The following is a 21446-nucleotide window of genomic DNA, read 5'->3' on the forward strand; positions in this document are numbered from 1 at the left end:
ATCAGACTCATTCGCACGTGTACGGCGTCCATCCGCCGTGCCGCCACCTTCGCTTTCTTCGCACAGGAGCTTCCATGCAGACTACGATCGCCTCTGTGACCCGGCCCTCCGCCGTGCCGCCTTCTCAGACCGACTCTCCCGCCGCCTCCAACGGCGGGCAATGGGCCAGCTACAACATCATCCGCCGCAACGGGTCGGTGGTGGCGTTCGAGCCCAACAAGATCGCCATTGCCATGACCAAGGCCTTCCTGGCGGTCAATGGCGGCCAGGGCGCCGCCTCCGCGCGCGTGCGCGAACTGGTCGAAAAACTGACCGCCCAGGCCGTCAACGCGCTGGTGCGCAACCGTCCCAACGGCGGCACCTTCCACATCGAGGACGTGCAGGACCAGGTCGAACTGGCGCTGATGCGCTCGGGCGAGCATGACGTGGCCCGCGCCTACGTGCTGTACCGCGAGAAGCGCGCGCAGGAGCGCGCCGCCGCGGCCGCCGCCGAAAGCCAGGAAAAGGCCGCCGCCGCGCCGCAGGAACACGTCCTGCACGTGACCGAGAACGGCCAGCGCCGCCCGCTGGACCAGGCCGCGCTGCGCGCCACCATCGAAGCCGCCGGCGAAGGCCTGGCCGAGTTCATCGACACCGAGACCATCCTGAAGGAAACCGTCAAGAATCTGTACGACGGCATTCCCGTGGACGAAGTCTTCAAGTCTGCCATCCTGTCCGCGCGCGCCCTGGTCGAGAAAGACCCGGCCTATAGCCAGGTCACCGCCCGCCTGCTGCTGCACACGATCCGCAAGGAAGTGCTGGGCGAGGAAGTCTCGCAGGCCGACATGGCCACGCGCTACGCCGCCTACTTCCCGGTCTTCGTGCAGCGCGGCATCGAAGGCGGACTGCTGTCGCCCGAGCTGGCCTCGTTCGACCTGGCCAAGCTGGGCCAGGCGCTGGACGCGCGCCGCGACCTGCAGTTCGGCTATCTCGGCCTGCAGACCCTGTACGACCGCTACTTCCTGCACATCAAGGGCACCCGCATCGAACTGCCCCAGGTGTTCTTCATGCGCGTGGCCATGGGCCTGGCGCTGCGCGAAACCGACCGCGAGGCGCGCGCCATCGAGTTCTACGAGATCCTGTCCTCGTTCGACTTCATGAGCTCCACGCCCACGCTGTTCAACTCGGGCACGCTGCACTCGCAGCTCTCCTCGTGCTACCTGACCACCGTGTCCGACGACCTCGAGGGCATCTACGACGCCATCAAGGAAAACGCGCTGCTGGCCAAGTACGCCGGCGGCCTGGGCAACGACTGGACGCCCGTGCGCGCGCTGCGCAGCCACATCAAGGGCACCAACGGCGAAAGCCAGGGCGTGGTGCCGTTCCTGAAGGTGGTCAACGACACTGCCGTCGCGGTGAACCAGGGCGGCAAGCGCAAGGGCGCCGTGTGCACGTACCTCGAAACGTGGCACCTGGACATCGAGGAATTCCTCGAGCTGCGCAAGAACACCGGCGACGAGCGCCGCCGCACGCACGACATGAACACGGCAAACTGGATTCCCGACCTGTTCATGAAGCGCGTCATGGAAAACGGCGAATGGACGCTGTTCTCGCCGTCCGACTGCCCCGACCTGCATGACAAGTACGGCAAGGCCTTCGAAGCGGCCTACCTGGGCTACGAAGCCAAGGTCGCCAGCGGCGAGCTCAAGCTCTACAAGAAGATGCCGGCCGTCACGCTGTGGCGCAAGATGCTCTCGATGCTGTTCGAAACCGGCCACCCGTGGATCACGTTCAAGGATCCGTGCAATATCCGCTCGCCGCAGCAGCACGTGGGCGTGGTGCACAGCTCCAACCTGTGCACCGAGATCACGCTCAACACCAACGAGTCGGAAATCGCGGTGTGCAACCTGGGTTCGGTGAACCTGGTGGCGCACATGAAGCCCGCGGCCGGCGGCGGCTTCGAGCTCGACCACGACAAGATCAAGCGCACGGTGCGCATCGCCATGCGCATGCTCGACAACGTGATCGACATCAACTATTACGCCGTCGACAAGGCGCGCAACTCCAACCTGCGCCATCGTCCGGTGGGCATGGGCATCATGGGCTTCCAGGACTGCCTGCAGATGATGCGCGTGCCGTATGCGTCGCAGGCCGCCGTGGAATTCGCCGACCGCTCGATGGAAGCCGTGTGCTATCACGCGTACTGGGCCTCGAGCGAACTCGCCGAAGAACGCGGCCGCTATCAGTCGTATGAAGGCTCGCTGTGGTCGCGCGGCATCCTGCCGCAGGACACGCTGAAGATGCTGGCCGAAGAACGCGGCGGCAATGTCGAAGTCGATACGTCGAGCACGCTCGATTGGGACGCGTTGCGCGCGCGCATCAAAGAGCACGGCATGCGCAACTCCAATTGCATTGCGATCGCCCCAACGGCGACGATTTCCAATATCATTGGCGTATCTGCGTGCATCGAACCCACATTCCAGAACTTGTACGTCAAATCGAATCTCTCCGGCGAGTTCACGGTCGTCAACGAATATCTCGTGCGTGACCTGAAGAAACTCGGTCTCTGGGACGAAGTCATGGTCGCCGACCTCAAGTACTTCGACGGCAGCCTGTCCCGCATCGATCGCGTACCTTCCGAACTCCGCGAACTCTACGCCACCGCGTTCGAAGTCGAACCGCGCTGGCTGGTGGAATGCGCGTCGCGCCGGCAGAAGTGGATCGACCAGGCCCAATCGCTGAACATCTACATGGCCGGCGCCTCGGGCAAGAAACTCGACGACACCTACAAGCTCGCCTGGAAGCGTGGCCTCAAGACCACTTACTACCTGCGCACCCTGGGCGCCACCAGCGCCGAAAAATCCACGGGTCGCGGCGGCGAACTGAACGCCGTCAGCGCCGGCGGCCATGCCGCCGCCTCGCCTGTGGCCGCAGCGCCTGTTTTGCCCGAACCCGAAGTTCTCGGGGCGGTTTGCACCATGCGGCCGGGCGATCCCGGCTTCGAAGAGTGCGAAGCCTGCCAATAACCGCTCCGGAGAATGAATCATGATTAATTGGGAAGACGACAACCTCGCCACGCAATCCGTCCAGCCGTCCGCGCCCGCCGCGGGCGGGCAGCCGGGCGCGGACGTGCGCCCGGCCACGGGGGTGTTCGGCGACGCCGCCCTGCCCACCCCGGCCGCGCCGCAGCATGCGGCCGGCCTGGCGGCCAGCGGCAGCGCCACCTCGCAGCGCGTGAAGGTTGCCGACAAGCGCATCATCAACGGCAAGACGGACGTCAACCAGCTGGTGCCGTTCAAGTACAAGTGGGCCTGGGAAAAATACCTGGCCACTTGCGCCAACCACTGGATGCCGCAAGAAATCAACATGTCGCGCGACATCGCCCTCTGGAAGAACCCCAACGGGCTCACCGAGGACGAGCGCCGCATCGTCAAGCGCAACCTGGGCTTCTTCGTCACGGCCGACTCCCTGGCCGCGAACAACATCGTGCTGGGCACCTACCGCCACATCACGGCGCCCGAATGCCGCCAGTTCCTGCTGCGCCAGGCCTTCGAAGAAGCCATCCACACGCACGCCTATCAATACATCGTCGAAAGCCTCGACCTGGACGAAGCCGAGATCTTCAACGCCTACAACGAGGTTCCGTCCATCCGCGCCAAGGATGAATTCCTGATCCCGTTCATCGACGTGATCGCGGACCCCAACTTCAAGACGGGCACGCCCGAAGCCGACCAGACGCTGCTGAAATCGCTGATCGTCTTCGCGTGCCTCATGGAAGGCCTGTTCTTCTACGTGGGGTTCACGCAGATCCTGGCGCTGGGCCGCCAGAACAAGATGACCGGCGCGGCCGAGCAGTACATGTACATCCTGCGCGATGAATCCATGCACTGCAATTTCGGCATCGACCTCATCAACACCATCAAACTGGAAAATCCGCATCTCTGGACGCCGGAATTCCGCGAAGAAATTCGTGAACTCTTCCGCAAAGCGGTCGAACTCGAATACGCTTACGCCGAAGACACGATGCCGCGCGGCGTGCTGGGCCTGAACGCTCCCATGTTCAAGTCCTACCTGCGCTTCATCGCCAACCGCCGTTGCCAGCAGATCGGAATCGAGCCGCTGTTCCCGCAGGAAGAAAACCCCTTCCCGTGGATGGCGGAAATGATCGACCTCAAGAAGGAACGCAACTTTTTCGAAACCCGCGTGATCGAATACCAAACCGGCGGCACGCTGAGCTGGGAGTAACGCAGCACGCCGCGGAACCGGCCGCAGGCGCGTCTTGCCGCAAGGCGATGCGCGCCGCGCCAGGCTCCGGCGGCGATCTCCCGATTCGGGGTGTCTCGAGCACGCAAGACTAGCGGTGGGCGTTCTGGAACCAGACGCCCACCGGCGCCATTTGAAATGGCTCGCGCCAAAGGAGCGGGGGCCATATCAAATGGCTGTGCCGAATTCATTAGCGCAAACCGTAGTAGCTGTTGCTCGTACAGAACAGCGGCATGCGCCGATGAATGGCCCGGGCACGGTACGCCTTCCGGCGCGCCGGAGCACGGGTCCAAGTTCTGGGACCCCTGAACCTAAGGAGCATGACCATGGCAACAGCCAAGAAAGCCGTTAAGAAGGCGGCGAAGAAGCCCGCCGCCAAGAAGGCAGTAGCGAAGAAGGCCGCCCCGGCCAAGAAAGCTGCCGTCAAGAAAACCGCAGCCGTGAAGAAGGTCGCCGCCAAGAAGCCGGCGGTGAAGAAGGTTGCCGCCAAGAAGCCGGCCGTCAAGAAGACCGCCGCCAAGAAGGCCCCGGCCAAGAAAGCCGTAGCCAAGAAGGCCGTCGCCAAGAAGGCCCCGGCCAAGAAAGCCGTAGCCAAGAAGGCGGTCGCCAAAAAGGCCCCGGCCAAGAAAGCCGTAGCCAAGAAGGCCGTTGCCAAGAAGGCCCCGGCCAAGAAAGCCGTAGCCAAGAAGGCCGTCGCCAAGAAGGCCCCGGCCAAGAAAGCCGTCGCCAAGAAGGCGGTTGCCAAGAAGGCCCCGGCCAAGAAAGCCGTAGCCAAGAAGGCGCCTGCCGCCAAGAAGGCTCCCGCTGCCGCCAAGAAGCCGGCCGCCAAGAAGCCCGCGGCCAAGAAGGCTGCGCCCAAGAAGCCCGTGACGCCGCCCTCGACGGCTGCCGCCCCGGGCGCCAAGACCGCGCTGAACCCGGCCGCTTCGTGGCCGTTCCCGACCGGCGGCCGTCCCTAATCCAGACGGCTGTCAACCGTAGCGGTACTAGAGCCGCCTGGCCTTGGCCGGGCGGCTTTTTCGTGCCCGGCCGTGCGACAATTGGCCTCTCCTTTTTTGGTAGATCGTGTCCATGCTCGGTGAAATCCTCCGCTTCCTGCTCGAAATCGTGTTTACGCTCTTCGGCGCGGCGCTCATCGCCCGCGCGTGGATGCACGCGATACGGCTGCACCCGTTCAACCCGCTGGCCCGGGTCGTCTACCAGGGCACGAACTGGCTGGTGCTCCCCTTGCGCAAGATCATTCCCGCCAGCAACAAGATCGACTGGACCAGCCTGGTGGCCACCTGGCTGGCCGCGCTGATCTACCTCGTTCTCGTGTGGCTGCTCGCGCTGGGCGCGCTGATTCCGGCGCAACTGCTGCCGGCCGCCATGATTTCCGCGCTGCTCATGGCGCTCAAGTGGGCGCTCAACCTGGTGGTGTGGCTGACCCTCATCCAGGCCGTGCTCTCGTGGGTGAACCCGCTGGCGCCCATGATGCCGCTGCTGCAGGCGCTCACCGCTCCGCTGCTGGATCCCATCCGGCGCTTCCTGCCGCGCGGCGCCATCGACTTCTCGCCGCTGGTGCTGCTGATCGTGGCGCAGGTGCTGCTGATGATCCTCGCCCGGGTGAGCTACGGCATGATGGGTATGTAGGAATGCCTGCGCCCTACGCCGGAATGCCGGCGTAGAGGTCGATCAACCGCTTGCGGTCGATCTTGTGGTTGCTGGACATCGGCAGCGCCGGGCAGGCGACCAGCTCCGAAGGCACCATATACGGCGGCAGGCGCCGCGCCAGCCGCTCCTTCCAGCCGGAAAGCGCGCCGGCGTCCAGCAACGCCGGGCTTTCGCCCGCCGCCGCTCCCGCCACGAATCCGATCAGGCGCACCGCGGCGCCGTCCGGGCGGCGCAGCACGGCGCAAGCGCCGCCCTGCACGCCGGGCAGGCCGTGCAGGGCCTCGTCGATCTCGGCCAGCTCGATGCGGTAGCCGTTCAGTTTGATCTGGTCGTCCATGCGCCCGCGGCAGAACAGCAGGCCGCTCTTGTCCATCTGGCCCAGGTCGCCGGTGCGGAAACCGCGCCGGCCGTCCACGTGCCGGAAAAGCTTGGTTTCGTTCAGGTCGGGCCGGTTCAGGTAGCCGCGCATCACGTGGTCGCCCACGATGCAGATCTCACCGTCGCGCACCAGCAGCTCGCAGGCCGGCTTGGCGTGCCCGACCGGCAGCGGGTCGTGCGCCGCCAGCACCGCGTCGGTGATCTCGATCCAGGTCGTGGCCACCGTGGCCTCGGTGGGGCCGTAGGTGTTGAGAATGGCCGCGTCCGGAAAGCGCTGGCGCAGCTTCTTCGCCAGCGCCGAAGGCAGCGGCTCGCCGCAGAACAGGAAGGTGCGCAGCGCCGGCAGCGTGGCGGGCGAGAATTCGCGGTTGACCAGTTGCTGGTGCGCGAACGACGGCGTGGACACCCAGACCGTGGCGCGGTGCTCGGCCAGCCGCGCCAGCCATGGGCTGCCCGCCGCGATCTGCTCGCGCGCATTCATCACGCAGGCGCCGCCCGAGGCCAGGGTGGCGAAAACCTCGTACATGGAAAGATCGAAGCTGAACGGCGCCTGGTTCATGAACACGGGCGCCTCGCCCAGACCGAAGCATTGCAGCATCCAGTCGGCCAGCAGGCTCACGCTCTCGCGGCCGATCTGCACGCCCTTGGGGTCGCCGGTGCTGCCGGAGGTGAACATGACGTAGGCCAGCCCCCGCTCGGCCAGCTCCTGCCCGGCGCGCGCCTCGAAACGGCCGGCGGCAGCGTCGTAGATGGCGGCGGGGCGCACGATGTCGGCGATGCGGCGCAGACGTTCGGGCGGATAGATGGTGTCCACCGGCACGAAGGGCGCGCCGATGAGCAACGCGCCCGCCATGGCCACGAAGAAAGCGGCCTGCTTGTGGCCGTAGATGACGACGGGCACGTCGGGGCGCGCGCCCGCGGCGCGGGCCGCCTCGGCCCAGGCCAGGGCCTCGTCGCGCAGCTGGGCCCAGCTCAGGCTGCGGTCGGCGCCGGCCACCGCCAGCGCGCCGGGCGCGTGCGCCTCGTCGGCGAACGCAAAGGACTTGAGATCGAAACGCATGCCGAAACTCCCGGCGTCAGATGGGGCTGCGGCCGCTGAACACGTAGAGCGCCAGCGCCGCCAGGATCAGGGTGAAGACGCGCCCGGCGAAGCGCGCGAGCGGACGCGCCAGGGCGGCCTGCAGGCCCGGCCGCGTGCGCGCGGCGTTGACCAGCAGGTTGTGGCCCACCGAATAAGCGCCGAACATCAGCCCGCTGACGATGTAATGCAGCGACAGGCCGTTCCAGACGCCCATGGCCAGCAGCGTGGCGAAAATGCCGATGTTCTGCGCGGCCAGCCGGTGGCGGCCGAAGAACGCCGTCTTGCTCAGCGCCTTGTAGATGGGCATGAACACCACGTCGCGCAGCCATTCGGACAGACTGATGTGCCAGCGGCGCCAGAAATCCTGCGGGTTGACCGTGGCCAGCGGGTTGCGGAAGTTGATGGGCAGCGTGAACCCGAACAGCATGCCGATGCCGACCGCCATGGTGGAGTAGCCCGCGAAATCGAAGAACAGGTAGGCGCTATAGAGCGAGGCATTCAGCGCGACTCCCGTCAGCGAGTAGTCGTGCGCATCCAGGGTGGCCAGGCCGTAGCGCCAGATCAGCTCGGCCACGCCGAACTTCTGGATCACGCCAAGCATGATGCATTCCAGCCCCGCCAGCCAGGTGTCCAGGTTGACGCCCTCGTAGCCGCGCTTGAGGTCGGCCTGAAAGTTGCGCCAGCGGTACATCGGCCCGGCCAGCAGCGTGAGCGGAAAGAACAGGTAGATGAAATAGTCCAGCGGCGAAATGCGCTCGTTGCGCTGCGCGAAGAGCAGCACGTCGATGGCGCGGAAGGTGGCGAACGACAGCCCCAGCATGGACGCCAGGTGCGAAACGCCCGTCTTCACGAGCAGCAGCGGCGTCATGGTGACGAGCACGGCCAGCCAGGTCGGGATGTAGCCCCGCCGCATGGCCCACAGCGCGCCGCCGCACACCGCCAGCAACGCCACGGGCTGGTAGGGGCGCGCCCAGAACACGGCCATCCACACGCCCAGGCAGATCACGCCGATGACGTGCCGGTAGCCGATGCGCAGCGGCATGCCGAAGAAGCGGTAGGCGAGCAGGCCCAGGCCGCCGCACAGGGCGCCGCCGAAGAAGCTCAGGCTTGCGAACAATTCCATGCCGGGATCAGAACTGCTGGTACTGGAATTCGACCTTGATCGGCCCGCCGCCGCCCGTGGTGGGCTGGGCCTGCAACACGAAGACCAGGATCACCCCGATATAGAGGCACAGGTGGTAGAAGAAGCGCTTCATCGTGAAAAGAACTCCGCGATGCCCTGGTCGGCCAGCGCCCAGCCCAGCTCGGCCAAGTGCATATCGTCGCGCACCATGCCGGGCTCGAAAGGAATGCTGTACAGATCCAGGCAGCCCATCTGGTAGCGCTGGCACATGCCCGTGATGGCGGCGACCACGGGGTCGAACCGCTCCACGTCCAGGATGAGCTTGGGGTTGAACGGCTGGATGACGAAATACGCCTTGACCTTGCGCTTTTGCAGCAGCGCCATCACGCGGGACAGGTCGCCCAGCTCGGCGCGGGTAATCGGGTCCACGTCGGCGAACTCGTTGCGCGCCGGCGAATACAGCGGCGCCAGGAACTTCTCGTAGTAGTCGTCGCGCACGTCGTACGGATTGTGGCTGCCGAGCGCGCGCTCGACTTCGCGCGCCTGGTGCAGGATCCGCTCCCACTGGCCGCGGTCCAGCCGCGCGGTGGAGGGCCATGCCACGTAGCGGTGCGCCGGCACCGCGAGCTTGCTGCGCGGCTTGTCGGGCGCGCGCTCGTTGCGCGTGCGCCACCAGAGCGAGAGCTTGTCTTTCAGCTCGGCCACCTGCCCGTTGGCGATGAGCCAGAGCAGGCCCCAGTTGGCGTTGTCGCTGATCCAGTTCTGCATCTGCTCGCGCGTGCTGGGCTGGTCCCAGAGACGGTCCCAGACCGGGCCGGTAACGTGCTCGGCAAAAGCGCTGCGCGGCAACTGGCCGCCCGAGGCGAACCAGGCGGGCGACACCATGATGACCAGCCGGGTGTTGGGCGTGAGCGAATCGGCCACCGATTCCAGCACGCTGACGATGCCGTATGACTGGAACATGGCATGGCCATAGGCCAGCGTGGGCACCTTGAGCTCCTCGGGGAAGAACCGGTACGGCACGAAACGCAGGTCGTGGCTGGACAGTTCGGACGAACCCAGCACTACCAGCGTGCCGTCGCTCAGCGCATTGCCCAGGCGCGTCAGGTTGACGTTCTGCGTGCCCCAGTCCGGCCCCAGGTTGGGCAGGTAGTTGTTGCTCGCCGCGGGCGCGGTGGAAACGGGATGGACGATGCGGCTCAGGATGCCGTCGGCGCCGAAGTAAGCGCCTACCGCAAGCGCCGTCGCGGTCAGGGCCGCCGCGAGGTGCGACAGCAGCCGGGGATTACGCGGTATGGGCAGCGACATAGCCGGCAAGCGTGCGAACCGACTGTAGGTGCTCCGCGATCTCGGGAGCCGGAATGCTGCAGCCGTATTCGGCCTCGACCGCAAGCGTGATGTCCACGGCCGCCAGCGAATCGACCAGGCCGGTCGCGATGAGCTGGGTGTCGGGCGTGACTTTCTTCAGGACGATGGATTCGACGATCTCGCCGATCCGGGTGTGGAGTTCTTGCTCGGTATGCATAGGTAGTGCCGCTGATGCAGCGTTATGTTGCCTCGTCAGGCAAAACATCCCCCGCCCCGAGATTCAGGCGGCGAGTATACAGACGCAAACTGAAAGGCAACTGAAATTTTCACTGCGCGCGCCGGCCCAGGGGGTCGGCGCCGGCGCAATCATGGCATTTCGGCCGCGCGTGCGCCACGGGATTTACGCAGCAAAGCGGCCGAAACCCCGCCATGCCGGGCAAGTCCAGGGTAAGCCCCAGGAAAGCGCCGTTGCGGCGGCGCGACACCGGCCGGCGGCCGCGGCGGCCGGGCATGAAAAAACCCGCCGGCAAGGGCGGGTTTTCGGGACGGCCGGAAGGCGCAGCCGGAGGCTGCGCCGCCCGCCGTCACATGGGCGTGACCCGGGTCGGGCCGGCGCCGCTGATGACCTGCACGCGCTGCCCGACGCTGATGGGCACGTCGGCTTCCTGGGCCACGACGCGGGTTTCGCCGTTGTCCAGGCGCACGGTGATTTCGAGGCCGGAAGCCTTGCCGACCTGGTTCTCGACCGCGTTGCCCGCCAGCGCGCCGAGGATGGCGCCGCCCACGGTGGCGATGGTGCGGCCCGTGCCGCCGCCGATGGCGTTGCCCGCCACGCCGCCCAGCGCGCCGCCGGCCACCATGCCCACGCCGCTGGACTTGTCGTTCTGGATCACGATGGGACGCACGCCCGTCACCGTGCCCGTGCGCACGATCTGCTCGCGCTGCGCCTGGTCGTAACTGTAGACGCCGCTGGAGGCGCTGCGGTTCGCGCAGCCGCCCAGCACGGCCATGGAAGTCGCCACGGCGGCAACCGCCAGCCAGCGGCCTGCGCGCGGCGTCACGAAGGAAAGAGATTTGCTCTGGTTCATTTGGACTCCTCGATCGGCACTGCCGACGACTGCCCATCATACCCCGGCCCGACTGGGCGACGGCGGCCGCGCAACAACCTGAAACGCTCGGCCACGGGCGGATAAGCGGCCGGCCCGTTCATGCGAAACCCATGAAAACCGCGGACCGGCTTTTCTTTGGACCGCCGGCCGGGTCCGCGGTTCCGGAAGCGCCGCCGGATGTCAGGCGGGCAGGCGGATACCGTAGGCGGCGTGCAGCGTCGCGTCGATTTCGGCGCGGGAAGGCTGGTGATTCTGCGGGCCGCGCGAGGCGATCTTGATGGCGCCCATGACGTTGCCCAGGCGGCAGCTGTCTTCCCAGCTCCAGCCGCAGGTCAGCCCATAGAGCAGCCCCGCGCGCTGGGCGTCGCCGCAGCCGGTGGGATCCACCACGGCGGCGGCGCGCACCGGCTCGATGTGGAAGGTCTGGCCGCCGGTCATGAGGAGCGCGCCCTCGGCGCCGCGCGTCACCACCACCGCTTGCAGGCCGCGGGCGATATCGGCCATGGAGCGGCCGGTGCGCTGCTCCACCACGCCCGCCTCGTAATCGTTGACGGTCAGCGCATGGGCCATGCCCAGCATGCGCTCCAGGTCGGCGCCGTCGAAAAGCGGCATGGCCTGGCCCAGGTCGAAGATGAACGGAATGCCCTGGGCGCGCAGGCGCTCGGCATGGGCGAACATGCCTTCCTTGGCGTCGGGCGCCACGATGGCCCAGGCGGCCTGGGCGCCGCTCAGGTCGTTCTCGGCGGCATACGCCATGGCGCCGGGGTGGAAGGCCGCGATCTGGCTGTCGTCCAGGTCGGTGGTGATGAAGCACTGCGCGGTGAAGGTGCCGGGCACGACCTTGACCCGGCTGACGTCGATGCCGAGCTGCCTGAGGCGGTCGAGGTATTCGCCCGCGTCTTCGCCCACGGTGGCCACGGGCACCGGATTGCCGCCCAGCAGCTTCATGTTGTAGGCGATGTTGCCCGAGCAGCCGCCATATTCCTTGCGCATGCTGGGCACGAGGAACGATACGCTCAGCGACTGGATGCGGTCGGCCAGGATGTGTTCTTTGAAACGGCCTTCGAACACCGCGATGGTGTCGAACGCCATGGAGCCGCAAACCAATACGGGAGCCGTCATGCTGTCATCCTTCAGGGAAAGAACTTGTCGAGTTGGTAGCCGTTGACCTGTACGCCCGTCACGTCGAGCGGCACGGAGAGCCGGACTTCTCCGCCGGGGCCGAACGGGCCGCGGAGCTGTTCGGGCGTGAGGTAATCCTCGGGCATCAGCACCTTGCGCACAACGACCGTGTCCGAAAGATCGGTCAGATCCAGCACCAGTGCCGGCCAGTGCTGGGGTTTGTCGTAGCGGTTGCGCAAGGCGAGGCGCAGCACCAGGCGGGCGCGGCCCTCTTCGGCGGCCGCGCCGCGCGGCGGCTGCAGCGAAGAGTCGGAAATCGAAATGCGCTCCAGGCGGCGCGCATAGCCCACGGCGCAGCCCAGCGGCCGGCAGGCCGCCTCCAGCACGGGCCGCAGCGCCGGCGCCGCCATGGCCACGTCGCTGCGATAGACGTACAAAAGCTGCAACGCCAGCGCCAGCAGGGCCAGCAGGCAGCCGGCGCCCCAGAACCGGCGCAGCAGGCCGCGGCGGTCTTCGCGGTCCTGGTCCAGGAAGGCGGGCGGCGCCCGGCCCGCGTCGGTGGCGCTGGAGTAGCGCGTGCGCGCATCGCCATAGACGGATTCCAGGCCGGCGTCGGCCGCTCCGGCCTCGTACCCGTCTTCCGCGTCGCCGGCGTACAGGCGGGGCCCGGCGTCGCGGTCCGCCGCGGCAGCGGCCACGCCCAGGCCGGGCTCGGCGCGGCGCCCCTGGCGGAAAACAGCGGGCGCCGGCTCCGGCGCGATCGCGGGCGACCGCCAGCCGTCTTCGGCGCGGTCGGCGCCCTCGTCCGGGTATGGGTCTTCGGGCAGGATTTCTTCGGGCAGGATTTCTTCGGCCGGCGCGTGGCGGCGGATGTCCTCGCGGCCACGCAGCACGGCCGGAGACGGCGCGGGCGCGGCCTCGTCTTCATCCCAGGGCGGCGGAGCCGGCCGGGGCGGCGCGGACAACACCGGGGCGGATGCGGGCGGCGGTGGCGGCGTGACGGAGCCGGATGCGAGCGCGCCGGGCCCGGACACCAGGCAGGCCCGGCCGTCGAACACGGTGGAGCATGCTCCGCAGCGCACCAGCCCGTTGCGCACCCGAAGCTGGTCGGGCACCACGCGGAAGGCAGCGCCGCATTGCGGGCAGCGGGTGATCAGCGCCATGACGCCCTCCCCCGGAGACGGCAATCAGGCTTTGCGGCCATGCAGGCAGACCCAGCCATCGAGCGCGCGCCAGACCGACATGCGCATCCAGGGCGCATACGCGGCGGCGACTTCCTCGGCCTGGCGTTCCAGCACACCGGACAGGACCAGGTCGCCGCCCCCGGCGACGCGGCCGGCCAGCATGGGCGCCAGCACCTTCAAGGGGTTGGAGAGAATGTTGGCCACCACCACCTGGAACGAGCCCGCCGGCAGCGCGTCGGGCAGCATGGCCTGAAGCTCCACGCCGTTGACCCCGGCGTTGAATTGCGTGCTCTGGACAGCCTGCGGATCGATGTCCACGGCCAGCGTGGGCCCGGCGCCCAGCTTGCGGGCGGCGATCGCCAGGATGCCGGAGCCGCAGCCATAATCGAGCAGGGTCGCGCCCGCGGGCAGTTCCGATTCCAGCCAGGCGAGGCAGAGATGCGTGGTGGGATGGCTGCCGGTGCCGAAGGCCAGCCCGGGGTCGAGTTCGATGTGGATGGCGCCGTCTTCGGCGGCGAGGCCGGGCACGCCGGGATCGTCTCGGTGCCAGCTCGGCACGATCCACAGCCGCTTGGCGATGTGGATGGGGCCGAATTGCGACTGGGTCAGCCGCACCCAGTCGGCATCGGGCACGTCGCGCAGGGTCCAGCCGGCGAACAGCGCGGGGGCCAGCCCGGCGCCCTGCGCGGCTTCTTCGACGATCTGCGCCGGATCGGCGCCGTCGGGCAGCAGGGCCACGACGCGATTGCGCTCCCAGGCCTGCACGTCGGGCTCGGTGCCCGGCTCGCCGAAGAGGGGACGCTCGTCTTCGGTGCCGAAGTCGGCGTCCTCGACGGAAACGGAAAGCACGCCCGCCTCCAGCAAGGCATCGGAGAGGGCTTCGGCCTGCGCCTCCTGGCAATGGAGCACGAGTTCACGCATGAGTCTTCTTCCATTCGGCCAAAGGGCCGCGGCTTGCGCCGCGGCCCGCTCGGCCGTGTATCGGGTTGCGCCGCGCGCCCCGCGCGGCGGCAGTGGGGCCGGGCCCCGCCAGCGCCCGTCAGGGACGCTGGGACAGCCGCTGCTCCAGATAATGGATGCTGGTGCCGCCTTCGATGAAGCGGGCATCCTGCAGCATTTCCCGGTGCAGCGGGATGTTGGTGGAAATGCCTTCGACCACCATTTCCGACAGCGCAATGCGCATGCGGGCCAGCGCCTGATCGCGCGTGTCGCCGTAGGTGATGACCTTGGCGATCATGGAATCATAGTTCGGCGGCACGAAATAGCCGTTGAACGCATGCGAGTCGATGCGCACGCCCGGGCCGCCCGGCGTGTGCCAGTTGGTGATGCGTCCGGGGCTGGGCACGAAGCGGAAGGGATCTTCCGCGTTGATGCGGCATTCGATCGCATGGCCCTTGAAAGCGATGTCGCGCTGGCGCAGCGTGAACTTCTCGCCCGCGGCGATGAGGATCTGCTGCTGCACCAGGTCGACGCCGGTGATGAGCTCGGTGACGGGGTGCTCGACCTGGATGCGGGTGTTCATTTCGATGAAATAGAACTCGCCGTTTTCATACAGGAATTCGAACGTGCCCGCGCCGCGATAGCCCATTTTGCGGCAGGCGTCGGCGCAGCGGTCGCCGATGCGCTCGATGAGGCGGCGCGGGATGCCGGGCGCCGGCGCTTCCTCGATGACCTTCTGGTGGCGGCGCTGCATGGAGCAGTCGCGCTCGCCCAGCCAGACCGCGTTGCGCCCGCCGTCGGCCAGCACCTGGATTTCGATATGGCGAGGGTTCTCGAGGAACTTCTCCATATAGACTTCCGGATTGTTGAACGCGGCGCCCGCCTCGGAGCGCGTCATGGTGACGGCGTTGAGCAGCGCGGCCTCGGTATAGACCACGCGCATGCCGCGCCCGCCGCCGCCGCCGGCGGCCTTGATGATGACCGGGTAGCCGACTTCGCGCGCAATGCGCAGGATTTCCTGGGGATCGTCGGGCAACGCGCCTTCCGAGCCCGGCACCACGGGCACGCCGGCCTCGATCATGGCGCGCTTGGCGCTGACCTTGTCGCCCATGAGGCGGATGGTGTCGGAACGCGGGCCGATGAAGACGAATCCGCTCTTTTCGACGCGGTCGGCGAAATCGGCGTTCTCGGACAGGAAGCCGTAACCGGGGTGGATGGCCTCGGAATCGGTGACCTCCGCCGCCGAGATGATGGCCGGCATGTTCAGGTAGCTTTCGCGCGAAGGCGCGGGCCCGATGCAAACGGATTCATCGGCCAGGCGCACGTACTTGGCTTCGCGGTCTGCCTCGGAGTGCACCACCACGGTCTTGATGCCCAGCTCGCGGCAGGCGCGCTGAATGCGCAAGGCGATTTCGCCCCGATTGGCGATCAGGATTTTCTCGAACATTTTCAGCTATCAGCCAATGACGAACAGGGGTTGACCGTATTCGACGGGTTCGCCGTTCTCGACCAGGATTTCCTTGATGACGCCGGACTTGTCGGCTTCGATCTCGTTGAGCAGTTTCATGGCTTCGATGATGCACAGCGGATCGCCTTCCTTGACCGACTGGCCCACGTCCACGAAGGGCGCGGCGCCCGGATTGGGCGCGCGGTAGAAGGTGCCCACCATGGGCGCCTTCACGACGTGGCCCTGCACGGCGGGCGCGGCCTCGGCGGCCGGCGCGGGCGCGGCCGGCGCCGCGGGCGCGGCCACGGGAGCAGCGGGCACGCCGGCTTCGGGCTGGTGATAGGCCACGGGCTGCAAGGCTTGCGAGAATTTGACGATGCGAACCTTGCCTTCGCCTTCGGTGATTTCCAGCTCGGCGATTCCCGATTCAGCCACCAGGTCGATCAGGGTTTTGAGTTTTCGAAGATCCATAGAAGCTGCTTCCCGAAAGTGTCTTTGGCAACGGCCCTGCGTCGGGTCCGTGCCGCATGAAGATGTAGATGCTTTGATTGAGTGGTGCGAGTCAGTGCCGCACTGCGTAGCGCAGGGCCGCCTCGTAGCCGTCCGCGCCCAGGCCGGAGATCAGGCCCACCGCGAGATCGGACAGATAAGAGTGATGCCTGAAGGGCTCCCGCTTATACAGATTGGACAAATGTACTTCAATAAATGGGATGGCGACCGCGGCCAGGGCGTCGCGGATCGCAACGCTGGTGTGCGTGTACGCCGCCGCATTGATGATGATGAAGTCGGTTCCGTCCTGGCGGGCCGCCTGGATGCGATCCACCAGCGCGCCCTCGTGATTGCCCTGCCACGCCGTCAGCCTGGCGCCCAGTTCCCCTGCCAGCGTTTCGAGCCGCTCATCGATCTGGGCCAGCGTGAGGCTGCCATAGATATGCGGTTCCCGGGTGCCGAGCAGGTTCAGATTCGGGCCATGCAGTACCAGTATGTTCTGCGCCATGCGCGTGCCAAAGGGTGGATTGCCAACCGACGAAAATTACGAAATGTGGGCAAAACGGACGATAAACCAGCTTTTTACGCCAATTCCGCCTATTTGTCCAACCACTTCACGCCTTGATGCCCGACAGCGTGCGGTCGAGATCGTCTACTTTGATTTCCCCGAGTATTTTGCGGTTAATGCTGCCATCTGCATTGAAAACCACCGTAAAAGGCAGGCCGCCAGCCGGATTTCCGAGCTTGCGCAAGAGATCGATGGCGCCGGCCCCGGCAACCCAGAGCGGATAGGAAACCTGCACTTTCTCGACGAATTTGCGCATGTTCTCTTCGCGATCCACGCCGAAGCCGACAAAGCGCACGTGAGGGTATTTTTTTTGCAGGGCATCGAGTTCGGGCATTTCGCGCACGCAGGGAGCGCACCACGTTGCCCAGAAATTGACCACCATGGGCTGGCCCTTGAACTCGGCCAGCGCATGCGTGCCGCCCGCCAGCGCGGGCAGCCTGAGGGCCATCAGCGTGGCGACCGCGTCGTCGGAAGCGCCGGCGCGGCCGGGCGCGCCGGCTGCGAGCACGGCCGCGCCGGCGGCCGCCGCGGAGAGGAATAGGCGTCGGTTCATGGCGCGATCATAACCGCTGCGCCCCGCCTCGCCCACCCTGGCCCGTCGGGCGGGCGCGCCGCTATATATACAATGCGGGCAGGAGATTGATTCATGCATCTGCACATACTTGGCATCTGCGGCACCTTCATGGGCGGCCTGGCGCTCATTGCCCGGGCGGCCGGCCACAAAGTCACCGGCTGCGACGCGGGCGTCTATCCGCCCATGAGCACGCAACTGGCCGAGCAGGGAATCGAGCTGATCGAAGGCTACGGGCCGGAGCAGCTCGCGCTCGAGCCCGATCTGTTCGTGATCGGCAACGTGGTCAGCCGCGGCAACCCGCTGATGGAGGCCATTCTGGACTCGGGCGCGCGCTATGTGTCGGGCCCGCAATGGCTGGGCGACAACATCCTGCCCGGCGCGCACGTGCTGGCCGTGGCCGGCACGCACGGCAAGACCACCACCAGCTCCATGCTGGCCTGGATACTCGAAACGGCCGGCCTGGCGCCCAATTTCCTGATCGGCGGCGTGGCGCAGGACCTGCGCGTCTCGGCCCGCTACGATCCGGCGCGCCCGCTCTTCGTCATCGAGGCCGACGAATACGACACGGCTTTCTTCGACAAGCGTTCCAAGTTCGTGCACTACCGCCCGCGCACCGCCATCCTGAACAACCTGGAATTCGATCACGCCGACATCTTTCCCGATCTGGCGGCCATCGAAACGCAATTCCACCACCTGGTGCGCACCATTCCCGGCGCGGGCCGCATCGTGCGTCCAGCCCGCTCCGAGGCGCTGGACCGCGTGCTGGAACGCGGCTGCTGGTCGGAAACCGTAACGTTCGGCCCCGATGGCGCCTGGCAGGCCGGAGAACCCGATGAAACCGGCGCGTTCGAGGTGCGCCGCCAGAGCGAAACCGTGGGCACGGTGCGGTGGAGTCTCACGGGCGAGCACAACCGCATGAACGCGCTGGCCGCGCTGGCGGCCGCCGAGCACGCCGGCGTGGCGGCGGCCCAGGGCGTGGAGGCGCTGTCGCGCTTCGGCGGCGTGAAGCGCCGCATGGAGCTGCGCGGCACGGTCAACGGCATCCGGGTCTACGACGACTTCGCCCATCATCCCACGGCCATCGCTACCACGATCGCGGGCCTGCGCCGCCAGGTGGGCGAGGCCCGCATCCTGGCCGTGCTGGAGCCGCGCTCCAACACCATGAAACTGGGCAGCATGGCGGCCCGGCTGCCCGAGGCGCTGGACGGCGCGGACCTGGTGTTCTGCTTCGGCACCTACTCGGGCAAGCATGCGCTGGGCTGGCATCCGTCCGAGGTGCTGGCGCCGCTGGGCGCGCGCGCTTCCAGCTACGACGACCTGGACCGCCTGGTGGCGGCCGTGGCCGGCGTGGCACGGCCCGGCGACCACATCCTGGTCATGAGCAATGGCGGCTTCGGCGGCGTGCACGGCAAGCTGCTCGACGCCCTGCGGGAGCGCGCTTGAGCGCCGCCCCGGCCCGCCAGGGCGCAGCCCATGGCCCGGCTTACGGCGCGCAACCGTAGCGAGGACTTTCCATGATTCTCTATCTGCACGGTTTCCGCTCCTCGCCCGACTCGTTCAAGGCCCGCATGATGGCCGACGCCATGACGCAGCGCGGGCTGGCCGACGCATGGGCCTGCCCGCAGCTGCCGGCCAGCCCGCGCGAGGCGATCGCGCTGGCCATGGGCATCGCGCGGCGCCAACTGCAGGGCGCCGACTCGCCCCGCGCGCTGACCGTGGTCGGCTCGTCGCTGGGCGGCTATTACGCCACCTGGCTGGCCGAACAGCTCGGCTGCAAGGCCGTGCTGCTCAACCCGGCAGTGCATGCGCCGCGCGACCTGGCGACGCAGGTGGGCGAGCACCGCATGTATCATTCCGACGCGCCGTTCGTCTTCCGTCCCGAATACGTGGACGAACTCGCCGCCATCCAGCCGGCCCGGGTCACGCAGCCGGACCGCTACTTCCTGGTGGCCGCCACCGGCGACGAAGTGCTGGACTGGCGCGAGATGCGCGCCCATTACGCGGGCTGCCGGCAGCGCATCGTCGAGGGCAGCGATCACGGCTTGTCCGATTTTGCCCGCTGGATGCCGGAAGTGCTCGATTTCGCGCTAGGTTCCGGTCACCCTCCCCCGAATACGATCTCCAATCCCTAAGCAAGCCGCGCAAGGCGGCGGCGCCGCGCCGCCCAGGAAGACCCCTCACCATGTACGTGTTTTACGAAGACGACGGCAGCTTCAAGGCCGGCCACATCCTGTCCGAAACCGACGCCAGCCTGCAGGTCGAGTCCGAATCGGGCAAGCGCAGCAAGATCAAGCGCGCCAATACCCTGTTCACGTTTTCCGCGCCCGAACCCGCGGCGCTCATGAAGGAAGCCGCCGAAGCGGCGGAGTCGCTGGATCTGCAATTCCTGTGGGAATGCGCGCCCCAGGAAGAATTCGACGCCCCCGCGCTGGCGGCGGATTACTACGGGCACGCCCCCACGCCGGTGGAGCAGGCGGCGGTGCTGCTGCGGCTGCATGGCGCGCCGGCCTATTTCCACCGGCGCGGCAAGGGCCGGTACCGCCCCGCCCCGCCCGACATCCTGGCGGCGGCGCTGGCGGCGCTGGAGAAAAAGCAGCGCCAGGCCGAACAGCAGCAGGCCTGGGTGGACGAAATGGCCGCGGGCCAGCTGCCCGAGCCGATCGCACAGGCAGCCGAATCGCTGCTGGTGCGTCCGGACAAGAATTCGCAGCAATGGAAGGCGCTGGACGCGGCGTGCGCGCGGCTGGGCAAGACGCCCGACCGCCTGCTGCTGGACCTCGGAGCCTGGCCCCACGCGCTGGCGCTGCATAAGCGCCGCTTCCTGGCCTCCAATTTCCCGCGCGGCACCGGCTTTCCGGAACTGGAGCTGCCGCCGCTGGACCGCGACCTGCCGCTGGCGGACGCCGAGATCTATTCGGTGGATGACATCACCACCACCGAGATCGACGACGCGCTGTCCGTCTCCGAACTGCCCGGCGGCAAGCTGCGGGTAGGCATCCACGTCGCCGCCCCCGGCCTGAGCGTCACGCGCGGCAGCGAGTTCGACAAGCTGGCGCGCGCGCGGCTGTCCACCGTGTACATGCCCGGCGACAAGATTCCCATGCAGCCCGACAGCGTCATCCAGGCGTTCTCGCTGGATGCGGGGCGCGAAGTGCCGGCGCTTTCGCTGTACGCCGTGGCCGATCCCGAAACGGGCGAGATCCTCGAATCCGAAACCCGCATCGAGCGCGTGGTGGTGCGCGAGAACCTGCGCCACAACATGCTGGACACGCAGATCACCGAGGAAGCCCTGGCCGACCCCTGCGCCGCGCTGCCCTACGGACACTGGCTGCGCCCGCTGTGGAAGCTGGCGCAGGCGCTGTCGGCCCAGCGCGAGAAGGTGCGCGGCAAGCCCGAGAACAACTCGCGCGTGGAATACAGCTTCTACCTGGACGGCAGCCCGGACGACCCGGACACGCCGGTGCGCCTGGTGCCGCGCCAGCGCAACGCGCCGCTGGACCGCATGGTGGCCGAGTACATGATCCTGGCCAACAATCTGTGGGGCGGCCTGCTCCACCAGCACGGCGTGCCCGGCATCTACCGGTCGCAGCAGGCGGGGCGCGTGCGCATGAGCACCCAGGCCCTGCCGCACGAGGCCATCGGCGTGCCGCAGTACGCCTGGAGCACCTCGCCGCTGCGCCGCTACGTGGACCTGGTGAACCAGTGGCAACTGATCGCAGCGGTCGAACACGGCGTGTCCGCGCGCCTGGTGGCCCCCTTCAAGCCGCGCGACGCCGACCTGTTCGCCATCATCGGCGCCTTCGACGCGCAATATGCGACCTGGGCCGAGTTCCAGAGCGCGATGGAGCGCTACTGGTGCCTGCGCTGGCTGAAGCAGCACAACATCACCCGCACCGTCGCGCACGTGCTGCGCGAAGACCTCGTGCGCTTCGCCAACGCGCCGCTGGTGACGCGCGTGGGCGGCATGCCCGAGCTGGAGCGCGGCACCGCTGTCGAACTCGACATCCTGGGGACGGACGAACTGTCGCTCGAACTGGATTGCCGGTATGTCGGGCAGATCGGCCCCGCTGCGGGCGGAGAGGGATAGGCCCTTGGTTTTTCCCGGCGGTCGTGCCGGAGGCTGCTCTTCGTGGGTCGCCCGGCGGCGCGGACGCCGGGCTGCGAGCCGCCCGGCTTGCCGCGCGGCCGGCCTGGGGCGAGCCCCGCAAGCCCCTTCCCCCACCCCATCC

Annotated in this window: 20 protein-coding genes; 7 read left to right on the forward strand and 13 right to left on the reverse strand. The window is 67.5% G+C overall.

Annotated elements, in window-relative coordinates; genetic code table 11:
* Nucleotides 1-74: 74 nt before the first annotated feature.
* The 4 genes from NGJ44_RS11090 to NGJ44_RS11105 all read left to right on the forward strand — a co-directional run bounded on the left by NGJ44_RS11090 (nt 75) and on the right by NGJ44_RS11105 (nt 5874).
* Nucleotides 75-3005, forward strand: coding sequence for a ribonucleoside-diphosphate reductase subunit alpha (locus NGJ44_RS11090; RefSeq protein ID WP_251863924.1), 2931 nt, complete (start codon nt 75-77; stop codon nt 3003-3005).
* Nucleotides 3006-3024: 19 nt separating this feature from the next.
* Nucleotides 3025-4224 (forward strand): ribonucleotide-diphosphate reductase subunit beta, encoded by a 1200-nt coding sequence (locus tag NGJ44_RS11095; protein ID WP_251863925.1) that lies wholly within the window; start codon nt 3025-3027, stop codon nt 4222-4224.
* Nucleotides 4225-4568: 344 nt separating this feature from the next.
* On the forward strand, nt 4569-5201 hold the full coding sequence (locus NGJ44_RS11100; protein WP_251863926.1) for a histone H1-like DNA-binding protein: 633 nt from the start codon (nt 4569-4571) through the stop codon (nt 5199-5201).
* 112 nt (nt 5202-5313) lie between these two features.
* Nucleotides 5314-5874, forward strand: a complete 561-nt coding sequence (locus tag NGJ44_RS11105; RefSeq protein WP_251863927.1) for a YggT family protein — start codon at nt 5314-5316, stop codon at nt 5872-5874.
* 13 nt (nt 5875-5887) lie between these two features.
* Here the strand turns inward: NGJ44_RS11105 and NGJ44_RS11110 are convergent, their stop codons facing one another.
* From NGJ44_RS11110 to NGJ44_RS11165, 13 genes are all read right to left on the reverse strand, one after another.
* The gene (locus tag NGJ44_RS11110; RefSeq protein ID WP_251863928.1) at nt 5888-7333 is read right to left on the reverse strand and encodes a D-alanine--poly(phosphoribitol) ligase; all 1446 of its coding nucleotides are present in this window, start codon (nt 7331-7333) and stop codon (nt 5888-5890) included.
* A gap of 16 nt (nt 7334-7349) precedes the next feature.
* Complete coding sequence (locus NGJ44_RS11115; RefSeq protein WP_251863929.1) at nt 7350-8477, reverse strand: MBOAT family O-acyltransferase; 1128 nt, start codon at nt 8475-8477, stop codon at nt 7350-7352.
* Nucleotides 8478-8484: 7 nt separating this feature from the next.
* Complete coding sequence (locus tag NGJ44_RS23115) at nt 8485-8610, reverse strand: hypothetical protein (protein WP_152968194.1); 126 nt, start codon at nt 8608-8610, stop codon at nt 8485-8487.
* Nucleotides 8607-9785, reverse strand: coding sequence for a D-alanyl-lipoteichoic acid biosynthesis protein DltD (locus tag NGJ44_RS11120; RefSeq protein WP_053246603.1), 1179 nt, complete (start codon nt 9783-9785; stop codon nt 8607-8609). Before NGJ44_RS11120 ends, NGJ44_RS23115 begins: the two co-directional genes overlap by 4 nt.
* Nucleotides 9763-10002: an acyl carrier protein gene (locus NGJ44_RS11125; RefSeq protein WP_053246602.1), complete on the reverse strand. Its 240-nt coding sequence runs from the start codon at nt 10000-10002 to the stop codon at nt 9763-9765. The genes NGJ44_RS11120 and NGJ44_RS11125 overlap by 23 nt, the downstream gene beginning before the upstream one ends.
* A 367-nt stretch (nt 10003-10369) precedes the next feature.
* Nucleotides 10370-10873, reverse strand: coding sequence for an outer membrane lipoprotein (locus NGJ44_RS11130; protein WP_053246600.1), 504 nt, complete (start codon nt 10871-10873; stop codon nt 10370-10372).
* 201 nt (nt 10874-11074) lie between these two features.
* Nucleotides 11075-12016 carry a carbohydrate kinase family protein gene (locus NGJ44_RS11135; RefSeq protein WP_053246599.1) on the reverse strand — a complete coding sequence of 314 codons (942 nt, stop codon included), beginning with the start codon at nt 12014-12016 and terminating at the stop codon, nt 11075-11077.
* Between the two features lie 11 nt (nt 12017-12027).
* Nucleotides 12028-13179, reverse strand: a complete 1152-nt coding sequence (locus NGJ44_RS11140) for a DUF3426 domain-containing protein (RefSeq protein ID WP_251863930.1) — start codon at nt 13177-13179, stop codon at nt 12028-12030.
* 24 nt (nt 13180-13203) lie between these two features.
* The gene (prmA, locus tag NGJ44_RS11145) at nt 13204-14121 is read right to left on the reverse strand and encodes a 50S ribosomal protein L11 methyltransferase (protein WP_251863931.1); all 918 of its coding nucleotides are present in this window, start codon (nt 14119-14121) and stop codon (nt 13204-13206) included.
* 118 nt (nt 14122-14239) lie between these two features.
* Complete coding sequence (gene accC / locus NGJ44_RS11150; protein ID WP_053246757.1) at nt 14240-15586, reverse strand: acetyl-CoA carboxylase biotin carboxylase subunit; 1347 nt, start codon at nt 15584-15586, stop codon at nt 14240-14242.
* A gap of 9 nt (nt 15587-15595) precedes the next feature.
* Entirely contained in the window at nt 15596-16057 is a 462-nt protein-coding gene (gene accB, locus NGJ44_RS11155; protein WP_053246758.1) for an acetyl-CoA carboxylase biotin carboxyl carrier protein, read from the reverse strand.
* A 91-nt stretch (nt 16058-16148) separates the two neighbouring features.
* Nucleotides 16149-16583 (reverse strand): type II 3-dehydroquinate dehydratase, encoded by a 435-nt coding sequence (gene aroQ / locus NGJ44_RS11160; RefSeq protein ID WP_053246759.1) that lies wholly within the window; start codon nt 16581-16583, stop codon nt 16149-16151.
* A 106-nt stretch (nt 16584-16689) separates the two neighbouring features.
* On the reverse strand, nt 16690-17196 hold the full coding sequence (locus NGJ44_RS11165; protein ID WP_251863932.1) for a TlpA family protein disulfide reductase: 507 nt from the start codon (nt 17194-17196) through the stop codon (nt 16690-16692).
* 93 nt (nt 17197-17289) lie between these two features.
* On the opposite strand from NGJ44_RS11165, the gene mpl reads away from it, so the two are divergent.
* The 3 genes from mpl (at nt 17290) to NGJ44_RS11180 (ending at nt 21304) form a co-directional block, all read left to right on the forward strand.
* Entirely contained in the window at nt 17290-18660 is a 1371-nt protein-coding gene (mpl, locus tag NGJ44_RS11170; RefSeq protein WP_251863933.1) for a UDP-N-acetylmuramate:L-alanyl-gamma-D-glutamyl-meso-diaminopimelate ligase, read from the forward strand.
* Nucleotides 18661-18731: 71 nt separating this feature from the next.
* Nucleotides 18732-19349: a YqiA/YcfP family alpha/beta fold hydrolase gene (locus NGJ44_RS11175; protein ID WP_251863934.1), complete on the forward strand. Its 618-nt coding sequence runs from the start codon at nt 18732-18734 to the stop codon at nt 19347-19349.
* A gap of 50 nt (nt 19350-19399) precedes the next feature.
* Nucleotides 19400-21304 (forward strand): ribonuclease catalytic domain-containing protein, encoded by a 1905-nt coding sequence (locus NGJ44_RS11180; RefSeq protein WP_251863935.1) that lies wholly within the window; start codon nt 19400-19402, stop codon nt 21302-21304.
* The last annotated feature ends 142 nt before the right edge of the window (nt 21305-21446 follow it).

It is taken from the genome of Achromobacter sp. Marseille-Q4962 (assembly GCF_943737005.1).
In the GTDB taxonomy this organism is placed as follows: Bacteria; Pseudomonadota; Gammaproteobacteria; order Burkholderiales; family Burkholderiaceae_B; genus Achromobacter.

Coding starts and splice junctions, on each gene's coding strand:
- NGJ44_RS11090 (WP_251863924.1), top strand. CDS start 75: ATGCAGACTACGATCGCCTCTGTGACCCGGCCCTCCGCCGTGCCGCCT.
- NGJ44_RS11095 (WP_251863925.1), top strand. CDS start 3,025: ATGATTAATTGGGAAGACGACAACCTCGCCACGCAATCCGTCCAGCCG.
- NGJ44_RS11100 (WP_251863926.1), top strand. CDS start 4,569: ATGGCAACAGCCAAGAAAGCCGTTAAGAAGGCGGCGAAGAAGCCCGCC.
- NGJ44_RS11105 (WP_251863927.1), top strand. CDS start 5,314: ATGCTCGGTGAAATCCTCCGCTTCCTGCTCGAAATCGTGTTTACGCTC.
- NGJ44_RS11110 (WP_251863928.1), bottom strand. CDS start 7,333: ATGCGTTTCGATCTCAAGTCCTTTGCGTTCGCCGACGAGGCGCACGCG.
- NGJ44_RS11115 (WP_251863929.1), bottom strand. CDS start 8,477: ATGGAATTGTTCGCAAGCCTGAGCTTCTTCGGCGGCGCCCTGTGCGGC.
- NGJ44_RS23115 (WP_152968194.1), bottom strand. CDS start 8,610: ATGAAGCGCTTCTTCTACCACCTGTGCCTCTATATCGGGGTGATCCTG.
- NGJ44_RS11120 (WP_053246603.1), bottom strand. CDS start 9,785: ATGTCGCTGCCCATACCGCGTAATCCCCGGCTGCTGTCGCACCTCGCG.
- NGJ44_RS11125 (WP_053246602.1), bottom strand. CDS start 10,002: ATGCATACCGAGCAAGAACTCCACACCCGGATCGGCGAGATCGTCGAA.
- NGJ44_RS11130 (WP_053246600.1), bottom strand. CDS start 10,873: ATGAACCAGAGCAAATCTCTTTCCTTCGTGACGCCGCGCGCAGGCCGC.
- NGJ44_RS11135 (WP_053246599.1), bottom strand. CDS start 12,016: ATGACGGCTCCCGTATTGGTTTGCGGCTCCATGGCGTTCGACACCATC.
- NGJ44_RS11140 (WP_251863930.1), bottom strand. CDS start 13,179: ATGGCGCTGATCACCCGCTGCCCGCAATGCGGCGCTGCCTTCCGCGTG.
- prmA (WP_251863931.1), bottom strand. CDS start 14,121: ATGCGTGAACTCGTGCTCCATTGCCAGGAGGCGCAGGCCGAAGCCCTC.
- accC (WP_053246757.1), bottom strand. CDS start 15,586: ATGTTCGAGAAAATCCTGATCGCCAATCGGGGCGAAATCGCCTTGCGC.
- accB (WP_053246758.1), bottom strand. CDS start 16,057: ATGGATCTTCGAAAACTCAAAACCCTGATCGACCTGGTGGCTGAATCG.
- aroQ (WP_053246759.1), bottom strand. CDS start 16,583: ATGGCGCAGAACATACTGGTACTGCATGGCCCGAATCTGAACCTGCTC.
- NGJ44_RS11165 (WP_251863932.1), bottom strand. CDS start 17,196: ATGAACCGACGCCTATTCCTCTCCGCGGCGGCCGCCGGCGCGGCCGTG.
- mpl (WP_251863933.1), top strand. CDS start 17,290: ATGCATCTGCACATACTTGGCATCTGCGGCACCTTCATGGGCGGCCTG.
- NGJ44_RS11175 (WP_251863934.1), top strand. CDS start 18,732: ATGATTCTCTATCTGCACGGTTTCCGCTCCTCGCCCGACTCGTTCAAG.
- NGJ44_RS11180 (WP_251863935.1), top strand. CDS start 19,400: ATGTACGTGTTTTACGAAGACGACGGCAGCTTCAAGGCCGGCCACATC.